Source organism: Pseudoalteromonas sp. SR44-8 (assembly GCF_014163635.1).
Classification (GTDB): domain Bacteria; phylum Pseudomonadota; class Gammaproteobacteria; order Enterobacterales; family Alteromonadaceae; genus Pseudoalteromonas; species Pseudoalteromonas rhizosphaerae.
This window is the reverse complement of sequence record NZ_JACJDS010000029.1, coordinates 47,429-67,320: the sequence shown is the minus strand read 5'-3', so window position 1 is coordinate 67,320 and position 19,892 is coordinate 47,429. Positions and strand designations below refer to the sequence as shown.

At 42.0% G+C, this 19,892-nt stretch carries 13 protein-coding genes; 10 read left to right on the top strand and 3 right to left on the bottom strand.

The window, feature by feature from the left end; genetic code table 11:
* Positions 1–55: 55 nt before the first annotated feature.
* Together H5183_RS15005 and uvrA are read right to left on the bottom strand one after the other, a co-directional pair.
* Complete coding sequence (locus H5183_RS15005; protein WP_145238563.1) at positions 56–1,114, bottom strand: hypothetical protein; 1,059 nt, start codon at positions 1,112–1,114, stop codon at positions 56–58.
* A 30-nt stretch (positions 1,115–1,144) separates the two neighbouring features.
* Positions 1,145–3,970, bottom strand: coding sequence for an excinuclease ABC subunit UvrA (gene uvrA / locus H5183_RS15000; RefSeq protein WP_145238566.1), 2,826 nt, complete (start codon positions 3,968–3,970; stop codon positions 1,145–1,147).
* 164 nt (positions 3,971–4,134) lie between these two features.
* Here uvrA and H5183_RS14995 point away from each other — a divergent pair, with 164 nt between their 5' ends.
* The 3 genes from H5183_RS14995 (at position 4,135) to H5183_RS14985 (ending at position 8,351) form a co-directional block, all read left to right on the top strand.
* Positions 4,135–5,502 carry an MFS transporter gene (locus H5183_RS14995; protein ID WP_145238569.1) on the top strand — a complete coding sequence of 456 codons (1,368 nt, stop codon included), beginning with the start codon at positions 4,135–4,137 and terminating at the stop codon, positions 5,500–5,502.
* 20 nt (positions 5,503–5,522) lie between these two features.
* The gene (ssb, locus tag H5183_RS14990) at positions 5,523–6,233 is read left to right on the top strand and encodes a single-stranded DNA-binding protein (RefSeq protein ID WP_145238572.1); all 711 of its coding nucleotides are present in this window, start codon (positions 5,523–5,525) and stop codon (positions 6,231–6,233) included.
* A 318-nt stretch (positions 6,234–6,551) separates the two neighbouring features.
* Positions 6,552–8,351, top strand: a complete 1,800-nt coding sequence (locus H5183_RS14985; RefSeq protein ID WP_145238575.1) for an EAL domain-containing protein — start codon at positions 6,552–6,554, stop codon at positions 8,349–8,351.
* Here the strand turns inward: H5183_RS14985 and H5183_RS14980 are convergent.
* Positions 8,348–9,202, bottom strand: a complete 855-nt coding sequence (locus tag H5183_RS14980; protein WP_182732060.1) for a 1-aminocyclopropane-1-carboxylate deaminase/D-cysteine desulfhydrase — start codon at positions 9,200–9,202, stop codon at positions 8,348–8,350. The genes H5183_RS14985 and H5183_RS14980 overlap by 4 nt on opposite strands.
* Positions 9,203–9,482: 280 nt before the next feature.
* Between H5183_RS14980 and H5183_RS14975 the strand changes: the two genes are divergently transcribed.
* From H5183_RS14975 to H5183_RS14945, 7 genes are all read left to right on the top strand, one after another.
* Positions 9,483–11,501, top strand: coding sequence for a formylglycine-generating enzyme family protein (locus H5183_RS14975; RefSeq protein ID WP_145238584.1), 2,019 nt, complete (start codon positions 9,483–9,485; stop codon positions 11,499–11,501).
* Positions 11,502–11,639: 138 nt separating this feature from the next.
* A complete protein-coding gene (locus H5183_RS14970) occupies positions 11,640–12,683 on the top strand; it encodes a rod shape-determining protein (protein ID WP_145238587.1) in 1,044 nt (347 codons plus the stop codon).
* Positions 12,683–13,525, top strand: coding sequence for a rod shape-determining protein MreC (gene mreC / locus H5183_RS14965; RefSeq protein WP_182717725.1), 843 nt, complete (start codon positions 12,683–12,685; stop codon positions 13,523–13,525). Before H5183_RS14970 ends, mreC begins: the two co-directional genes overlap by 1 nt.
* Entirely contained in the window at positions 13,518–13,997 is a 480-nt protein-coding gene (mreD, locus tag H5183_RS14960) for a rod shape-determining protein MreD (protein ID WP_145238590.1), read from the top strand. The genes mreC and mreD overlap by 8 nt, the downstream gene beginning before the upstream one ends.
* A complete protein-coding gene (locus H5183_RS14955) occupies positions 13,997–14,566 on the top strand; it encodes a nucleoside triphosphate pyrophosphatase (protein ID WP_145238593.1) in 570 nt (189 codons plus the stop codon). Before mreD ends, H5183_RS14955 begins: the two co-directional genes overlap by 1 nt.
* 1 nt (position 14,567) lies before the next feature.
* Positions 14,568–16,040: a ribonuclease G gene (gene rng / locus H5183_RS14950; protein ID WP_145238597.1), complete on the top strand. Its 1,473-nt coding sequence runs from the start codon at positions 14,568–14,570 to the stop codon at positions 16,038–16,040.
* Entirely contained in the window at positions 16,040–19,885 is a 3,846-nt protein-coding gene (locus H5183_RS14945) for a YhdP family protein (protein WP_182732057.1), read from the top strand. Before rng ends, H5183_RS14945 begins: the two co-directional genes overlap by 1 nt.
* The last annotated feature ends 7 nt before the right edge of the window (positions 19,886–19,892 follow it).

The window sequence follows — 19,892 nt, the reverse complement described above, 5'->3', positions numbered from 1 at the left end:
TTAGTATTTTCCGTAGCCCGTAGCCCGTAGCCCGTAGCCCGTAGCCCGTAGCCAGCTATGGCGCTTTAATGCCCGGCGATTGGCAGGCTTTTACCGTAAAGCTGTAACCGTAAGGTTTGCTGTTATCTGGTGCAATTTCAACAATTTCGTAGTCGTTAATCTCAATCGCTTTACTGTCGTCAGATTTTTTGCAACGGGAGTATTGGTCTGCTTCGTAGGTGTAAGCAAACATAGCAATTAACCGTTTGCTGCGTTCAAAGTAACCTTTTGTGTTAAAGAATAATCGTACGGATTGAGTGGTTTCATCTTCTTCCGTCGGAGTTACTGGCAGTGTGGGAGGTGTTTGGGTAATATTTTCACTTGGTAGTTGCCCATGTATTTTTTGGCTGAGCTCTTCTACAACTTCAACTTCTTGTTGCTCTGTTAGTGCTCGACTTGAGAGCTGCTTGCTGCTGACGAAGTTGCTTACTATGTCATCAAAAACGGCACCGGTATCTTTGTCATCAACAAAAGACATTAGATTGATTATTACAATCGTTGATAAAAAAAACCGTATAGAAGCGGTAAGCAAAGGTGAATAGCTTTGGCTAATAAACTTTACCCGCTGTGAACCAAACGGTTTGATGATTAAGAGCGTAAAAATGTAGAACGGCAATATCAATTGTAATAATAGTAATGTTGATAGAGAGATGCCCAACGCCCAGGGTGGTAAATAAAGTAGCGTGGCAAAATTATGGGTGTAATTAAAATGTGTTGCTGAAACATGAGTTACATTATTTACAATGCCACTGGCATTGGCCAGTACAAAGTTGGCGATACTGGCATAGAAAATAAGTATAAGTGCTTTGCCAGCAAGTGAATGCCAGAGCTTATTGAACTTTGGCCAAAACTCAATAGTAAGCGCTACGATAGTGATACTGGCGCATAGCCAACCACTTTGAAAGATAATTAGGCAGATTAACGCCAATAAGTAGAGCTTTTGCGCGGTGTTAAGATTAAACCAAATAGCTTTACCTTGCTCATAAAAGCGCAGTTTATGAGGTTGCAAATTTTGCTGTTGTTGCCTCAGCTGTTTGTTTGCACGCCATCTGGCAATTTTTATGTATCTTAACACCGGCCAACCTTAGTACATAAAGCGAAAACCCTATTTTGATAATAGGGGTTTCAAATAGTGGCCAGTATGTGAACGCTCACATTCGGCCACTTCATCCGGCGTGCCTGCAATGAGGATCTCACCGCCGCCAGCACCACCTTCGGGACCTAGATCAATGATCCAATCGGCTGTTTTTATTACATCAAGATTATGCTCAATAACCACAATCGTATTACCGTGGTCACGCAGGCGATGCAGTACTACTAATAATTGTTCAATATCAGCAAAGTGCAAGCCTGTGGTTGGTTCATCTAAAATGTATAAGGTTTTACCTGTGTCACGTTTAGATAACTCGCGGGCGAGTTTAACCCGTTGCGCTTCACCACCAGAGAGCGTTGTCGCGGCTTGGCCTAAGCGAATATAAGACAGGCCCACATCCATTAAGGTTTTTAGTTTACGCGCAATGGCGGGTATTTTATCAAAATAGTCGTGTGCGTCTTCCACCGTCATTTCTAATACTTGATGGATGTTTTTGCCTTTATACTGCACTTCTAACGTTTCACGGTTATAACGTTGCCCTTTACAGACATCACATGGCACATATACATCAGGTAAAAAGTGCATTTCGACTTTGATCACGCCATCGCCTTGGCAAGCTTCACAGCGGCCACCTTTTACATTAAAGCTAAAGCGACCGACTTTGTAACCACGAGAGCGAGATTCTTGCGTGCCCACAAACAGTTCACGAATGCCAGTAAAAATACCGGTATATGTGGCTGGGTTTGAGCGTGGGGTACGGCCAATCGGGCTTTGGTCAATGTCGATAACTTTATCAAAATGCTCAAGGCCACTAATTGCTTTGTACGGTGCGGCTTCGGCGGTGGTTGCTCCGTTTAGTTCGGTATGAGCAAGTTTAAATAAGGTGTCGTTGATAAGTGTTGACTTACCAGAGCCTGATACGCCAGTAATACATGTCATTAAACCAAAAGGTATTTTTAAATCGACATTTTTTAAGTTATTACCGCTAGCGCCAAACAGCTCTAACCACTTATCGTTGATTTTATGACGCTCTTTGGGAACTTCAATTTTGCGTCGGCCAGATAAAAATTGCCCTGTTACTGACTCTTCGCTAGCTAAAATGTCATCGCGAGTACCTTGGGCAATGATATAACCGCCATGCACGCCAGCTCCAGGACCTATATCAATAATATGATCGGCGGCACGTATGGCATCTTCGTCATGCTCTACCACAATCACGGTATTACCTAAGTCGCGTAGATGGATTAGCGTTTGCAGTAAACGGTCATTATCGCGTTGATGCAAACCAATCGATGGTTCATCAAGTACATACATTACGCCTACTAAGCCTGCGCCAATTTGGCTGGCTAAGCGAATACGTTGAGCCTCACCGCCAGATAAAGTATCAGCACTGCGCTCTAAAGAGAGATAATTTAGCCCTACGTTGATCAAAAACGATAAACGGTCGCGAATTTCTTTTAAGATTTTCTCAGCTATCTGGCCTTTTTGGCCCGTTAAGCTTAGTTGCTCAAAAAAGCTCATCGCTTCACCAATACTCATACTGGTGATAGCGGGTAAGTTAGTCTGACCGATAAATACACTGCGCGCTTCTTGGCGAAGGCGCGACCCTTTACAACTTGGGCAAGCTTGGCTGGTTTGATATTTAGCCAGCTCTTCGCGCACGGAATTTGATTCTGTTTCACGATAGCGGCGGTTCATGTTATTTAACACGCCTTCAAACTCATGGTTACGAGTGATCAGATCGCCACGGTCGTTGCGGTAGTTAAAAGCAATTTTTGTATCGCCAGAACCGTCTAAAATGATTTTTTTAGCATCTTTAGATAGTTCCTGAAATGGCATTTCTAAATCAAATTTATAGTGCTCAGCAACGGCTTGTAGCATCTGGAAATAGTAAAAACTGCGTTTATCCCAGCCTTTTATGGCGCCGCCAGATAAACTAAGCTCTGGGTTTTGAATCACTCGATTTGGGTCGAAATACTGACGAACCCCTAAACCATCACAACTTTGGCATGCGCCTGCCGGATTATTAAATGAGAATAACCGAGGTTCAAGTTCGGTCATGGCGTAGCCACATGTTGGGCAAGCGAAGTTGGCGGAGAGCAGCAGCTCTTCGGCGTTTGCGTCATCCATCGATGCAATAGTTGCTACACCTGCTGACAGCTCTAACGCGGTTTCAAACGATTCGGCTAAACGCTGTTGTAAGCCATCTTTCACTTTAAAACGATCGACCACGACTTCAATAGTGTGTTTTTTATGTAGTTCTAAAGTCGGTGGATCAGAAAGGTCGCATACTTCCCCGTCAATACGGGCGCGAATATAACCTTGGCTGGCTAGTTGCTCTAACAACTTAACGTGCTCACCTTTGCGCTCTTTCACAACAGGGGCTAGCAACATCAGCTTGCTGCCCTCTGGGAACGCCAGCACAGTGTCGACCATTTGGCTAACAGTTTGTGCAGCGAGTGGCAAATCGTGAGTAGGGCAACGCGGTTCACCGACACGGGCAAACATTAAGCGCAGGTAATCATATATTTCGGTAATGGTGCCAACGGTGGAGCGGGGATTATGTGACGTTGATTTTTGTTCAATTGAAATTGCCGGCGACAACCCTTCAATATGATCAACATCAGGTTTTTCCATTAAAGATAAAAATTGTCTGGCATAGGCCGATAAAGATTCTACATACCGACGCTGCCCTTCTGCATATAAGGTATCAAATGCTAAAGACGATTTACCCGAACCAGATAGACCGGTGATAACAATTAATTTATCACGGGGAATGGTTAGGCTGATGTCTTTTAAATTGTGCGTGCGGGCGCCTCGGACTTCAATGTTTTCCATGCTATCTCGTTTCATTACCAAATTGATTTACTGAGTATCTCATAATACGTGCGAAGATTAATCCTTGATCAATGAAAAATCATCGCATTGGGACGATTATTTCTCTGTAAGCTTGTGGTAGAATCCCTGCTCAAATTTTAATAGACAGCAAGAACACGCGAATCATGACAGCTTCTTCACTCAATTCACGAGAAAAACGCGCCGCAGTTTCCTTAGCGAGTGTGTTTGCATTTCGTATGCTTGGCCTATTTATGTTGATGCCAGTATTGGCGATTTATGGGCAAGAATTATCAGGATTTTCACCGATATGGATTGGTTTTGCGATTGGCGCCTATGGTTTAACACAAGCTGTGTTACAAATTCCCATGGGGTGGTTATCGGATAAAATTGGCCGTAAAAAAGTCATTGTTGGCGGTTTAACTGTTTTTGCCATCGGTTCGGTGATTGCTGCCACGGCTGATTCAATGCAAATGGTCACGTTAGGGCGAGCATTACAAGGGATGGGCGCAATTGCCAGCTCGTTATTAGCTTTTGCTTCTGATTTGAGCCGCGATGAGCAACGACCAAAAGTGATGGCCGTGATTGGTATGAGCATAGGCATGAGCTTTGCTATTGCTATGTTACTTGGTCCAATGGTTGCCGCAGCGTGGGGTCTTGCTGGAGTGTTCTGGTTAACTGCTATTTTGGCTGTTGCGGGTATTTTTATTGTGTTGTTTTTGGTCCCCAAAGCGGTTAGTAAAGCCCCCAAAGGCGATACCTTAGCAAGCGTTAGCGATATTAAAAAACTCATTAAGCACCCGCAATTAGCGCGTTTAGATTTAGGGGTGATGCTATTACATTTGACCTTGACGACGATTTTTGTCGCCTTACCTGGGCAGTTAATTGCCAAAGGTTTAGCAGCACAAGCGCATTGGCAAGTATATATTCCCGTTTTATTACTGGCATTTTTATTAATGGCGCCAGTGATGATCATTGCGATCCGCAAAGAAAAAGAGAAACAGGCATTTGTTGGCTCTATCGCAGTGCTCGCTCTAAGTATGTTGGCAATGGCAATTGGTGTTGACTCAATCATCGGCATGGCGATGTGTATGCTGGCGTATTTTGTTGCCTTTAACTTTTTAGAAGCGACAATGCCGGCATTAGTATCGCGCTTAGCACCTGCTAGCCAAAAAGGCTCGGCGATGGGAGTGTTTTCGTCAGGACAATTTTTTGGTGCATTTTTAGGTGGTATTTTAGGCGGTTACGTTGCGCAATCAACAACGCCGCAAGCAGTGTTTGCCGCAGCCGCAGTTGTTGGGGTAATATGGCTTATCCTTGCGTGGAATATGCAAGTCCCGCCACGCAGTAAAATGATAAGCTTAATGACAGAATTAAGTAACGAGCAGCAAGCGCAAACCCTTGCTTCTCGTTTAGTTGCTTTACCAGGCGTAATTGAAGCAACAGTAGTCTGTGATGAAAATCGCAGTTATTTAAAGATTGATGATAAAGAATTTGACCTAGACCAAGCCCGCAAAGTGGCTGGTTTAATATAACGTTTATAGGAGAAAGGTCCATGGCACGCGGTGTGAACAAAGTAATCTTGGTTGGTAATTTAGGTCAAGATCCAGAAGTACGTTATATGCCTAACGGCAATGGTGTAGCGAATATTACTCTAGCTACGTCAGATAGCTATAAAGACAAAAACACCGGTCAAATGGTTGATAAAACAGAATGGCACCGTGTTGTGTTTTTTGGCAAGTTAGCTGAAATTGTTGGTGAATATTGCCGTAAAGGTTCACAAATTTACGTTGAAGGCAAACTTCAAACCCGTAAATGGACTGACCAACAAGGCCAAGAGAAATTCACCACTGAAATCGTAGTGGATGGTTTCACTGGTCAAATGCAAATGTTAGGTGCCCGTGGTGGCGACCAACAAAGTGGCGGTTACCAAGGTGGCCAACAGCAAAGCCACGGTGGTCAATCTCAAGGTGGTTACGGCCAACAGCAAAGCGCACCACAACAAGGTGGTGGGTATGCTCAGCAGCAAAGTGCACCACAGCAAAGCGGTGGGTATGCACCAGCGCCACAACAAGCGCCAGCAGCTCGTCAGCAACCAGCGGCAGCACCACAGCAAAGTAATCAATACCAAGGTGGCGGCTATGCTCCACAAGGTGGTGGACAAGCGCAAGGTGGTTTTGCACCTAAGCCACAAAGTGCTCCGCAAGGCGGCGCATCAAATCCAATGGAACCACCTATCGATTTTGATGACGATATCCCGTTCTAATTCAAGACAAAAATGAAAATGTTTAAAAATACCCTGAAAAGCCGCTTTTAAGCGGCTTTTTTGTTTTTATAGTGTGCTGTAGTCTGAATATTACAAAATAGTAAGAGCTGGTGAATAGAGGGAGCTGACCGCTATTTTTCTTTTATGTTGGAGTTTTTTTAGTTAACAGCTATCAAATGCTATGGAGTGAGAGTTATTTTTATTTAGAACGTGTACTGTCCTAGGTCTCTAAAAAAGCGTCAGTTTTGGCTTTGTTACTATATTTATAGCATTTAAAACCATCTTTAATCATGCTGTAGCCTTGTGTTTATAAGGATCTTGAACAACACTTTAGCTATTCATACAAATAGCGTAACAGCCATGGTGACTCAATTTAAAAATGCACAAGTACGGATGCTAAGTATTTATGTGATTGCTTTTATGCTTTTACTAACAGTATTTAATCTCTTGTTAGGGGAGATATTGCATCAAAAAGTACACATCACTGGGAGTCAATTAGCTAAGCAAGTCTATAGCCTCAAACTAAAGCCAATTGCAGATAAAGAGATCATTGCCGCACTTGCTCAAAGTCATGGTTTTATGCTTGAATCAGCCCATGAGTCGTTTCACTTTTCTGCTTTTATGACCCAAGATAGTGATATCTTTAAATATAAAACAGTTAGTTTAAAGCTTTATCATTTGCCTTTTTGGGTTGTAGAAAGTCCGCTATTTATTTTATTAAATCTAGTGATGATTGGCGCTGCTATTTGGAGTTATCGCTGGTGGCGTCTGCTATTTAAACAGCGCGATGGCGTAGATTCAATTGCATTATTAACTGGTAGTAAAGTATCAAGCAGCCAACAAGCGCCTAAAGATGTGGTTAAATTAGCACTAAATGATATTGCAATTAATAGTACAAAAGTACTTACAGCCAAGCGTAAATTAAGTTCCGCAGACGATGTTGCAATTACCGCAATGTACGGTATCCAAAATAATCATAACCACCTTTTTGCTTTACTTTATTGGACACGGCCATTTCCAGATAACGTTGATTTAGAAAGCCACTTTAAACTTATTGTAATCAAAGGTTTTAAAGAGTTATCTCGGGTATCAGTTAAGTTGTTATCTTCAGGAGGTCTGGCAATTACCTTGGAGAATATACCTCAACCTGATATCGATGCTTACACTAAGCGCTTGCATCAAATTATTTATCAGGCTTCTTTGCTTTATCGCGGTGATTTATCTCGCAAAGAAATTAAAATAGGCGTATGTAATTACCGCGATGGTGCCGATCAAACTGTGGTTTATCAGCTAACTAAATCAGCACTCGCATTAGCAAAACAAAGCCCATGGCAGCATACTCATCGGGTACCGTTTAACCATACGCGTTCAACGGTGCTGGCAAATAGCGATGAGAACTTAGCTGATTACATTGGCAAAAAGAAATTTATGTTGTTTTTTCAGCCGTTATTTGAGTTCGCCAGTGGTGATATTTTACAGCATGAAGCTTTGATCCGGGTTCGTCATAAGTCTTTAGGGATGCTTTCTGCTAAGCAATTTATTCCTCAACTAAAAAATGATTCAGCGATTGTTTTATTGGATAAAACAGTATTGGATCAAGTTGTTAAGTTATTAGAAAGTGAAACAAGTGCGTTAACCGTTAGTATTAACTTACACGCATTTAATTGGTTTTCTGATGATTATTGGCGCTGGTTTGGACAGAGAATGAAAAATGTAAAAGGCGCTGATAAACTACAGTTTGAGATATCGGAGGTGGATTTTTATCAACATCAACAGCGATTGAATTTTGCTTTTAGTACAATTAAATCAGTGGGGAGCTCAGTATCAATTGATAATGTTTCATCGCACGATAAAATCGCTTTATTAGCGCCTTACAAAGGGATCAAAGGACTCAAGCTTAGCTATGATTTAATCCACGACATTGATAAAAATGTAACGCAGCAAAAAGTGGTGCGCCAAATTGTAGCCAGTGCAGAGCGAGTGAACTTACCCGTATACGGTGTTGGTGTTGAGACGCAGCAAGAGCTCAATATGCTTAAAAAACAGGGCGTCATTGGCGCGCAAGGATTTTATTTTACGGAGCCTTTGCAAGAGTTTACTAATGTAATGGTTAATTAATCTATTAACTGGCGGTAACGCAGTCCATCTAAGCCTTGCAGACCGCCGGTATGAATCGCAACGATCCTGCTACCTGCTGGAAAGTAGCCTTGTGCGATTAATTGCCATAATGCATACATCATTTTTCCTGAATAAATAGGCTCAAGTGGTAATTTATGTTGGGTTTGCATCATTTGGCAAAACTGCCAAAGTTTAGGGCTAAATTTACCATAGCCACCATCATGAAACGCGGTGAGTAATTGCCAGTTTTGCTGCTGCGTAGCAATTGCACTAAGAGATTTGATTTCATCCACTAGATAATCTGCTTGCTTTAATACCGCAACCCCTAAAACCTGAGTGGTCTTATCGCAGCCTTCAATCAGTCCTGCTAATGTGCCGCCACTACCGGTTGGGCATAAAACATAATCAGTGTGAGGTAATGATTGAGCGAGTTCTCTACAACCTAGCAAGGCGGCTTTATTAGTGCCACCTTCCGGTAATATATATGCATTGGGGAAATATGCTTGTAACTGAGCTAGGTAATCTGGAGTATTTCGCTCTCGGTATTCTATACGTGTTACAGGGTGAAGCTGCATACCGCATTGCTTAGCAAACTGTAAGGTGGGGTTGTGTCGATCAAGTTCAGGGCCGCGAATAATGCCGTGGGTTTTTAAGTTGAATTGCTTTCCTGCAGCAGCACAGGCATGAATATGATTTGAAAAAGCACCGCCAAAAGTAACTAATTCTGTTTTACCCTCTGTTTTCATTGCAGTTAAGTTATATTTTAATTTTCGCCATTTATTGCCGCTTATTAACGGATGCAGAAGATCGTCACGTTTTATCAATAAAGATATTCTTTGTTCACTCAGCATCGAACAAGTGATTTTTTGCAGCGGAGACTCAGGGATTAAATTCACAGTTGCAACTTAAAATAAATGGGCCATAAGTTTAACAAATTAGCCATGAACAAGAAAAGGGGCTATTTTCATACTATGTGATGGTAATTTACTGGCATGAAGTACGGTAATAGTTGTAAACTCAGATAATTTTTGAACAAAGCTTGTGTTTTGCCTTGCAAGTACATAGCATAAGAGTTTAATTATAAAAAATAAATAATGACCAAATAATTGCCGCTTTTTGGGAATGGAATATATGCGAATTGCTCCTTTATCTCTGTTAATTTCAGCTAGCTTGTTTGCATCGAGTGCATTTGCACAAGATACAGCCACAGTTACTGGAATTGAATCTGAGATCAGTATTAAACAAGCTGAATACGATAACGCTACACAGATACTTGAAAAACATTTAAAAGAAGAAAGTCAGTTACAAAGTCAACTTGATTTATTACGCACTCGTTCGACTGAGCTGGACAAAGAAAAAAATCAAGCACTTGATGCCATGAATGAAATGTATCGTCGTTTAATTGATGATCCCACTATTGATATAAGTGCTGCACAGGCGCGATATCAGCAAGCTGTGGTTGATCATAAGCAAAATAAAGACGATATCGCGATGCAGTTGGCGGCAATTGCATCCCACCGCAAAGACATTGAACAAATTCGCGTAGCAAAACATACTCAGTTAAATACACTCGAAAGCTTAAAAGAACAATTAACAACAGCCCGAGTTGAGCGCTTACGCAATGAGTTTACCCGCGAAGGGACGCTAGAAGTTAATCACACTATCAACTGTAAACGAACAGAAACATTGGCAGCCTGTGAGCAACGAGGCCAGCAAATGGGCTTACAAAAAGCAACCAAGCGTTTTGTAGACCAAATTTTTGCTAACTTAACTGAAGAGCGCCTAGTTGAACCCAAACGTAATATGGCTGGTGCACAAGTACAGGTTTTAAGTAGCCATGTAGTTAATAGTGCTTTTAGCGGTCAAGGCAATTATAACGTTAACTTAAGCGTCACTATGCGCGGTGATGTGAATAGCAGCCGCTTATGTAATTTATTGAGTGTTGATAATCGCTATTGTTCAGAGTACGGCACGCCGCTAACGGCAACCTATCAAACTCGGTATGACACTACTTTTACTGATAGTCAGTTAACATTCAGTGATGGTCAGGATAATGCCAACGTTTCGGTGTCACGCTTGAGTGAACAACCAATACGTGATTATTCAGTCAAACCAATGCCAACGGTTAATACACAAGTCGTTGATAGTAATAAAATGATTGAATTTACACTGCGTTCAAACGTATACGACGACGAAGTGTTTATTGATGGCGTAAGTTTTGGTTCAACACGTTTAGCAACGACTTTACCAAGTGGTATTCATGATGTTGAAGTTCGCAAGCAGGGTTATAAACCTTATCGCGTGCGTGTTGATTTACGAAAGCCGCAGACGATTCATGCTAAGTTGGTAAAAAAGCCTGAGTCGATTGCTGCACCGACATACACCAGCGAGCAACGTAATACGACATCAGTAACTAGTGCAGCTATAGGCAATGCTGCCGCTGACGTGGTAGTTATTCCCGCAGGTAAGTTTGAAATGGGTGATATCAATGGCAATGGACTTGCAAATGAGCGTCCAGTTGTTGAAAAAACCATTGCAAACTCATTTGCGATGCAAAATAAAGAAGTGACAGTCGGTGCTTATCAAAAGTTCGTCAGCAACACTAATTATAAAACTGAAGCTGAGCGTAATCGTGGCTGTGCTTATTATTTAAATGGCGAACCGGTCTGGGAAGCAAATTTAAATTGGCGTAATCCAGGTTTTGAGCAAGGCAGTGATTTTCCAGCCGTGTGTTTAACCTACAACGATGCGAAAGCATACGCTGATTGGTTGTCTGGTCAAACAGGTCAACAATATCGTTTACCTAATGAGGTTGAGTGGGAGTATGCAGCACGCGCTGGTACTAAAACTGAATACCCGTGGGGGAATGAGATAGGTAAAAATTTAGCCAATTGTGGTTGGTGTGGTAGTGAGTGGTCAAATAAAAGTGCATCGCCAACAGGCTCGTTTGCACCTAATGCGTTTGGTCTCTACGACACAGTAGGAAATGTATGGGAATGGACTCATAAGTCAGCTGAACAAGCGGATGTTACTGTCCGTGGTGGTGCGTGGAATTTCGCGCCTAGCTTAGCTCGTGCTTCAACTCGTTTGATTTTAGCGCCAGATTTTCGTGCAAACTATATTGGTTTTCGTCTAGTACGCGAACGATAAAATTAATTTAAAAAGGAAGCATAGCTTCCTTTTTTACCCAATTAACAAAGGTAGCTGCACTTTTATTGCCGAACTGATTCAGCATGGTAAAGTTGCATAAGCTAATATAAGAATATTTTTCAAAGGTCATCCAGCCTCATGTTTAAAAAGCTCCGTGGTATTTTTTCAAACGATCTATCGATCGACTTGGGTACAGCCAACACCCTTATTTATGTTAAAGACGAAGGCATTGTCCTTAATGAACCATCAGTAGTTGCGATCCGTCAAGAACGCGCTGGTGGACCTAAAAGTGTAGCCTCAGTAGGGACTGAAGCAAAGCAAATGCTTGGTCGAACGCCTGGTAATATCAAAGCCATTCGGCCAATGAAAGACGGTGTAATTGCTGATTTTTATGTAACTGAAAAAATGTTACAACACTTTATTAAACAAGTGCATAACAATAACTTTTTACGTCCAAGTCCGCGTGTGCTTATTTGCGTACCGTGCGGTGCTACGCAAGTAGAAAAACGCGCAATTCGTGAATCGGCTATGGGTGCAGGTGCGCGTGAAGTTTATTTAATTGAAGAGCCAATGGCTGCGGCAATCGGTGCCGGTTTACCGGTATCAGAAGCAACAGGTTCAATGGTTGTAGATATCGGTGGTGGTACCACTGAAGTTGCAATTATTTCACTAAACGGCGTGGTGTACTCATCATCTGTACGTATTGGTGGGGATAAGTTTGATGAAGCAATTATCAACTATGTACGTCGTAATTTTGGTAGTTTAATTGGTGAAGCAACGGCTGAAAACATTAAACATCAAATTGGTTCTGCGTTTAAAACAGATGAGCCAATTGAGATTGAAGTACGTGGCCGTAACCTTGCCGAAGGTGTTCCGCGTTCATTTACGCTTAATTCACATGAAATATTAGAAGCCTTGCAAGAGCCATTAATGGGGATTGTCAGTGCGGTAATGGTTGCCCTTGAGCAATCGCCACCAGAGCTGGCGTCAGATATATCAGCCAAAGGCATGGTATTAACAGGTGGTGGTGCATTACTTAAAGATTTAGACCGTTTATTAATGGAAGAGACCGGCATTCCTGTTGTGGTTGCTGATGATCCATTAACGTGCGTTGCGCGTGGCGGCGGTAAGGCACTTGAGATGATTGATATGCATGGTGGTGATGTATTTAGTTACGACTAATGAAGTTAATGTTCGGGCGTGCCATTTCTTTGCAGCTGCGACTTTTTGTCGCAGTGCTTTTGAGTATCGTGTTGATCGTAGGCGATCGTTATACGCAAGGTGGCACCACAGTACGCACTAGTTTAAACACCTTAGTTAGTCCGTTATTGTATTTAGCCAATTTACCTTATGAAGTATTTAGCCTCGGGGCTAAAAGCTTACACACGCGCGATCAATTATTAACTGAAAACGAAGCCCTCAAGAAAAAACAATTACTGCAAAGCGAACAGCTTCAGCAATATCAATTCTTAAACAAAGAAAATCAAAAGCTACGCGCGTTACTTGGTTCTTCTGCTAAGCAGTCAAATCGTAAAATTATTGCTCAAGTTCTCTCTGTTCATTCAAATCCTTATAGCCATCAAGTGGTGATCAATCGTGGCACGATAGATGGCATCAGTGAAGGCCAAGCGGTGATTGATGAAATGGGGGTCGTCGGACAACTTACCAAAGTAGGCTCAACGACGTCTCGGGTGTTACTGATGACCGACACAACCCATGCCACACCAGTACGTATTTTACGTAATGATGTGCGTACCGTGGTTGAAGGGATTGGTAAAATTAATTTAGTTAAACTCTCCCATGTACCCCATAGTTTAGATGTACGAATTGGCGATGTGCTAGTGACATCAGGACTTGGAGGCACTTTTCCTGAGGGCTACCCGGTTGCTGTGGTAACTGAAATTAATCGCGATGAGGGCCGCCCGTTTGCTCAAGTATACGCCGAGCCGATAGCTCAGTTAGATCGTATTCGCTTATTAGTGATCTTATGGCGTAATCAGCAGGAAACTATCAGCAATGAATAGTCGTTACTTCTTATTGATCACCGTGAGTATTTTCTTTGCGTTGATCATGGCTTTGATGCCATTGCCTTTTTCGTTTGAACCCTTTCGCCCTGACTGGGTGTTATTAGTATTAATGTACTGGTCTTTAGCTGTTCCACATCGATTAAATATTGGTACGGCTTGGGTAGTTGGCTTGCTGATTGATTTAGCCACAGGGTCACCGCTGGGAATTAATTCACTCACTTACTCAATTTGTATTTTTGTAACCGCAAGTAACTTTCAAAAAATTCGTAATTTTTCAATTTGGCAGCAAGCGATACTTGTGGGCTTATTTTTAACCCTATATCACTTAATGCAATTTTGGCTTAATCACTTTTTAATGGACGTTTATTTCAACCCGCAGTATTTATGGCCGGTCGTGACTGGCATGTTAAGTTGGCCTTGGATTTTCTTATTGCTACGTAAATATCGCCGTCATTTCAGGATCAGGTAATGCAAACTGCCATTTATTTAGCGTCAGCTTCTCCTCGGCGCAAAGAATTACTAACTCAACTTGGTATCGAATTTTCACAATTTAGTGTTGATGCTGATGAAAGCCAGCTAGCAGACGAAACTCCCCTTGAACTTGTTGAGCGTTTAGCGCGTCTAAAAGCTCAAACCGGTGTTGCTATGGGGTATACAGATCGCCCCGTACTCGGCAGTGATACCGTAGTGGTCATAGATAATCAGTCACTAGGTAAACCCCGTGATAAAACTGACTTTATGGCAACCCTAAAACGTTTATCTGGGCGCAGTCATCAAGTGTTAACGGCAATTGCATTTGCTACTGAACACAAGGTCATGAGTTGTGTAGTAACCACGCAAGTGAGTTTTAAAACACTCTCAGAACAAGAATTAGCAGCATATTGGCAAACTGGTGAACCACAAGACAAAGCCGGTGGCTATGGTATACAAGGACTCGGTGGGCGCTTTGTTACTAATATTTCCGGTAGCTATTTTGCGGTAGTAGGCTTACCTTTATATGAATGCGAAAAATTATTAAGCGAATTCCTAAGTAGGTAACATGAGTATAGAATTACTGATCAACGTCACCCCGAGTGAAAGCCGTGTTGCCCTGATTGAAAACGGTGTATTACAAGAAATTCAACTAGAGCGTATTGGCAATTTAGGTATCGTCGGTAATATTTATTTAGGTAAAATAAGCCGAGTGTTACCGGGTATGCAAGCTGCGTTTGTTGATATTGGTTTAGATAAAGCGGCTTTTTTACACGCGTCTGATATTGTAAATAGCGCCTCTATTGTTGAAGGTGTTGACGAGCAACCAATCAAAAAAGTACAAGATATTCGCGAGTTAGTGCGGCAAGGTCAATACATTATGGTGCAAGTGGTAAAAGATCCACTGGGTACTAAAGGCGCACGTTTAACAACTGACATCACCATCCCTTCTCGTTATTTAGTGTTTATGCCAGATGCCACCCATGTTGGTGTGAGTCAGCGTATAGAAACCGAAGAAGAACGCGCGCGATTGAAAAGCATTGTAGGTGAGTATGGCGATGAAGACGGCAGCTTTATAGTTCGTACTGCAGCTGAAGGTGCCAGCGAAGCTGAGTTGCGTCACGATGCCGAGTTTTTAAAAAAGCTATGGAAAAAAATCGTCACTAAACGTAAGAAAACCAGCAAAGAAAGTATTTTGCATGAAGATTTAACCTTAGCATTTCGAACTCTACGAGATTACGTAGGGGAAGACATGGAGCGTATTCGGGTTGACTCAAAGCTAACCTATGAAGAGCTAAAAACCTTTACCGCAGAGTTTGTACCAATCCTTTCCGATGCTTTAGAGTATTACCCAGGCGAGCGACCAATTTTTGATTTGTTTGATGTTGAAAGTGAAATACAAAAAGCCTTACATCGTAAAGTGACGTTAAAGTCAGGTGGCTATTTAATTATTGACCAAACCGAAGCGATGACCACGGTCGATGTTAATACCGGTGCCTTTGTTGGCCATCGAAATCTCGAAGAAACTATTTTTAACACCAACGTAGAAGCTACTTCTGCGATTGCCCGTCAGCTTAGGTTGCGTAACTTGGGCGGTATTATCATTATCGACTTTATTGACATGGTTAGCGAAGAGCATAAGCGCAGGGTATTGCATTCACTTGAGTCTGCACTGGGTAAAGATCGCGTTAAATCAAATATTAATGGTTTATCGGCATTAGGCTTAGTGGAAATGACCCGCAAACGTACTCGAGAAAGTCTTGAACATATTTTATGTGATGTATGTCCGGCCTGCTCTGGGCGCGGTTCACAAAAAACCGTTGAAACAGTATGCTATGAAATACTGCGTGAAATTGTCCGAGTAAACCGTGCTTACGCGGCTGATAAATTTATGGTTTATGCAGCTCCCGCGGTAAGTGAGGCATTACTTAACGACGAGTATCATAATCTTGCAGAACTAGAGTTATTTATTGGTAAGCAAGTGAGCATTCAAACCGAAAGCCTCTACAGTCAAGAGCAGTTTGATGTGGTTATGATGTAATGAAAGCAAAGACGGTCTGTTTTTTTTGTATCCGTAAGTTATGGCAAGTGTTCGCCATAACGCTGGTACTGCTTGCCGTTGTTGTTTCGGTTTTAAAATATACCCTGCCGTATGCCAATGACTATAAAGGTGACCTTGAAAGTTACCTATATGATAAGTTTGCGGTTAATTTATCAATTGGGGCTATTTCTGCCAGCTGGCATGGCCAAGGTCCTTCTATTGTCTTGGAAGATATCACCTTTGAAGATAATAAAAGCTCACCCATCGCACTGACTATCGCTAAAGCTAGCCTTGAATTAAACGTCTGGGAAACCATCAAAACACGACAGTTAAAATCTAACTACTTTGTGATCAACGGTTTCCATGCTGATGTTGATATGCCGACTATGTTGCAGTCAAACAGCAGTGAGGTATCGTTTGAACAAAAAGAGCTGATTGAAGGCTTATTCTTAGGTAAAACCGGTCATTTTGCGGTTGAAAATAGTAGTCTTAATTTTATCTTGGCAGATGGTAAAGAGCGTCGGGTGATGCTTGAAGACATCGTTTGGCAAAATCAATACGAACAACACTTAGCTAGTGGTACTTTAGCATTGCCCGGGATTTCAGTGGGTACATTTGATGCTCGCTTGGCATTAACCGGATCGACGCTAGAAACCATGCTGGGTGATATTTATGTGCAAGCAAATAATGTTGATGTGTCGAAATGGCTGGCTCAGTATATTAATGCTAGTAAAGAGCAGCTCAATTCTGACATTAACTTAGAATCATGGTTGAGTATTGAAAAAGGCCTGATCAAAGATGTCACAGTTAAATGGTTGCCAAGCTTTATTAATTGGCAGCAAGATACAAAAAGTCATCAATTTAGTTTAAGTGAAGGGGGTTTTAGCCTTTACCCTTGGCAGCAAGGTTGGCGGTTAAAAAGTTCAGGGGTGCGGCTCTCAAACGATCAACAGCATTGGCCTGACTTTCAATTTGAAGCACAGCTGGATAACAAGCAACAACAAATTTGGTTGCAAGAACTCGATTTTGATTTGGTTACAAGGTTAGCCCAGTTAAGTGATTTTGCTGAATTAGAGCCGCTGTTAAGTCGTCAACCCAGTGGTCAAGTTAAGCGCGCTTATGTGCAATTTACATCAACACAGCAATGGCAATTATGGTTTGAAGCCCAGCAATTGGGCTGGCTTGCAGAGCAAGGTGTGCCCGGTGTGCAGGGCTTACTTGTCGATGGTTTGTTAAATCAAGATCGTGGTCGTATTAATCTGTTTGGCGAAAATAGCGAGTTACTTACCGCTGATACTTTTAGCCAGCCAATCAAATATAACCAACTGAATATGCAAATTGATTTAGCCAATAGTGAGCAAGGTTGGCAGATCAGCAGTGATAATATGTGGCTTGATAATGATGAGGTCACTGTTGCAGCCGAAATGAAGCTTAGCTTAGACGAACAGCCTCGGCTTGATTTATATGCAGAAGCATTTGCACCAGATGCCAGTGTTGCCAGTCATTATTTCCCACGCCCTGTGATGACTAAAAATTTAGTTGATTACTTAACTGGGGCTATTAAAGGTGGTGAACTTACGCAAACACAAGTGCTGTTTTCTGGGCCGTTAACGGGCTTTCCGTTTGCCGATAATTCAGGACAGTTTGAAGTATTAGCGCAGGTAGATAACGCCAATTATCAATTTTCCCCTGATTGGCCTGCAGTAACTCAAGCGAGTGCAAAATTACATTTTGAAAATCAGCGTATGGATATTTACTCTGAGCATGGGCGGCTTGTTAACTTAGCGATCGATGATGCCGTGCATGTCAGTATTGCAGATCTAATGAACGCAGATTTACTGAGCGTAAAAATTAATAAACGTGCTGAGATGGAAACATTACTGCCGTTTTTTAAAGCAACGCCAATTGCTGAGCCACTAGCAAATGTATTTGAGGTGATCCAAGGTAACGGCGCTGCCAGCGCTGATATTGAGCTACTTGTTGATTTAAATGAGTTAGATGTAACAGCTAAAGGCATGGTTAATTTAAAAGATCTGCCAGTGTATTTAGCACAACCTGGGCTTCAGCTTGAAGGTGTTACAGGTCAGCTCTATTTTAATGATGATCAGATCACTTTAGAAAATGCTAACGCAAGTTGGTTAGGAATGCCGCTGAAAGTTAACTTTAATGGTAAAAATATTGGCCCAAACTATCGTGCTGACGTTGATATAAAAGTACAGTTAAATGCTGATACGTTAATTTCTCATGGTCAAGACTTACTAAAAGGTTACTTGCATGGTGAAAGTGAAGTGGCTATTAATCTTGCTCTAAACTTTTTAACGGACGGCTTTGATTATCGCGCTAATGTCAGCTCACAACTCGAAGGGCTCAGTAGTGAGCTGCCCGCACCATACACTAAAAGTGCCGATCAAGTATGGCCGCTAACGGCTGTTATTCAAGGTGATAATATTTCTAATTTGATCACCGCTAATATTAATAACAACTTATATTTTAATGGCATCTTAGCGAATAACGTTGGCAAACTAACCAATGCACAGTTTATTTTAGGCGAGCATGATCTGGGTTTAAACCAGCAAGACTTAAGTGTTGCAATTGATTTAGAGCAAACAGATCTATTACCTTGGCTTGGCTTGATCCAGCAGATCATCACCATCAGTCAAATAGAATCAGCTGAGCAGAGCGTACTACCGCCATTAAAAGAAGTGGTGGGTAACATTCAGCAATTAACCATTGGTGATATTGCATTTAATGATTTTGAAATGCGTTTAGCGCCGACCCCAAGTGACATGAGCTTACGGCTAAACGCCAAAGAATTACGCTCGCAAGTACTTATTCCGTTAGATAAATCAAGTCGGCCGATTCATATTGCCAGTGATTATTTACGTGTTAACTTTACCCCAACAACAGACGAATTACCGCCATCTGAAACACCTCAAGATTACACTTGGTTGAGTGACATACCGGCCATTGAATTTGAGTGTGCTGATTGTAAAGTGGCAAGCTATCAATTAGATAAAGTCAGCGCATCGCTTTATGGCGATGGTCATAAGCTCACCATATCTGAGCTGGTGGTTGATAAAGGCGAGCATGTGTTACGTGCTAAAGGGCATTGGCAAGATGGCATAAGTCAATTTAGCGGTAATATGCAAAGTGATGACATCGGTGAACTATTTGATGAATTTGATATAACCACCACAGTTAAAGATTCACCCGCAGATATTAAATTTACGCTTGCGTGGCAAGATGCGCCTTATTTATTTGATATTGCCAGCCTCAACGGTAATTTAGATTGGCGTTTAGGCGAAGGGCATTTAGCTGAGGTAAGCGATGGCGGCGCACGGGTATTTTCGTTGCTGAGCCTGGATTCATTAGTGCGTAAGTTAAAACTCGATTTTAGAGATGTATTTTCGAAAGGTTTTTTTTATAACAGTCTGCAAGGTACCATGCAGGTAGATAAAGGCATCGCTTACACGCAAGATACGAAAATGGATGGAGTACCTGCCGATCTGACGGTTAAAGGCCATACTAACCTCAATACCATGGAAATTGATTACGATTTAGCGGTTGCACCACAAGTGACCTCAAGTATTCCGGTGATTGTCGCGTGGATGGTCAATCCTGTAACTGGGCTTGCAGCATTGGCGATAGATAAAGTACTCCACTCTGCGCGCGTTATTTCTGAGATTAATTTTAAAGTGACTGGCAGCATGACTGATCCTGTAGTGAAAGAAGTAGATCGTAAAAGTCGTGAAGTGACTCTTCCGCAAGCTGCACAAAACCAACCTCAAGCCGCCGCCTCCAGTGAGTTAATACTCAAAGATGCCGCTGTTACAGTCACCCAATAAGGCCTTA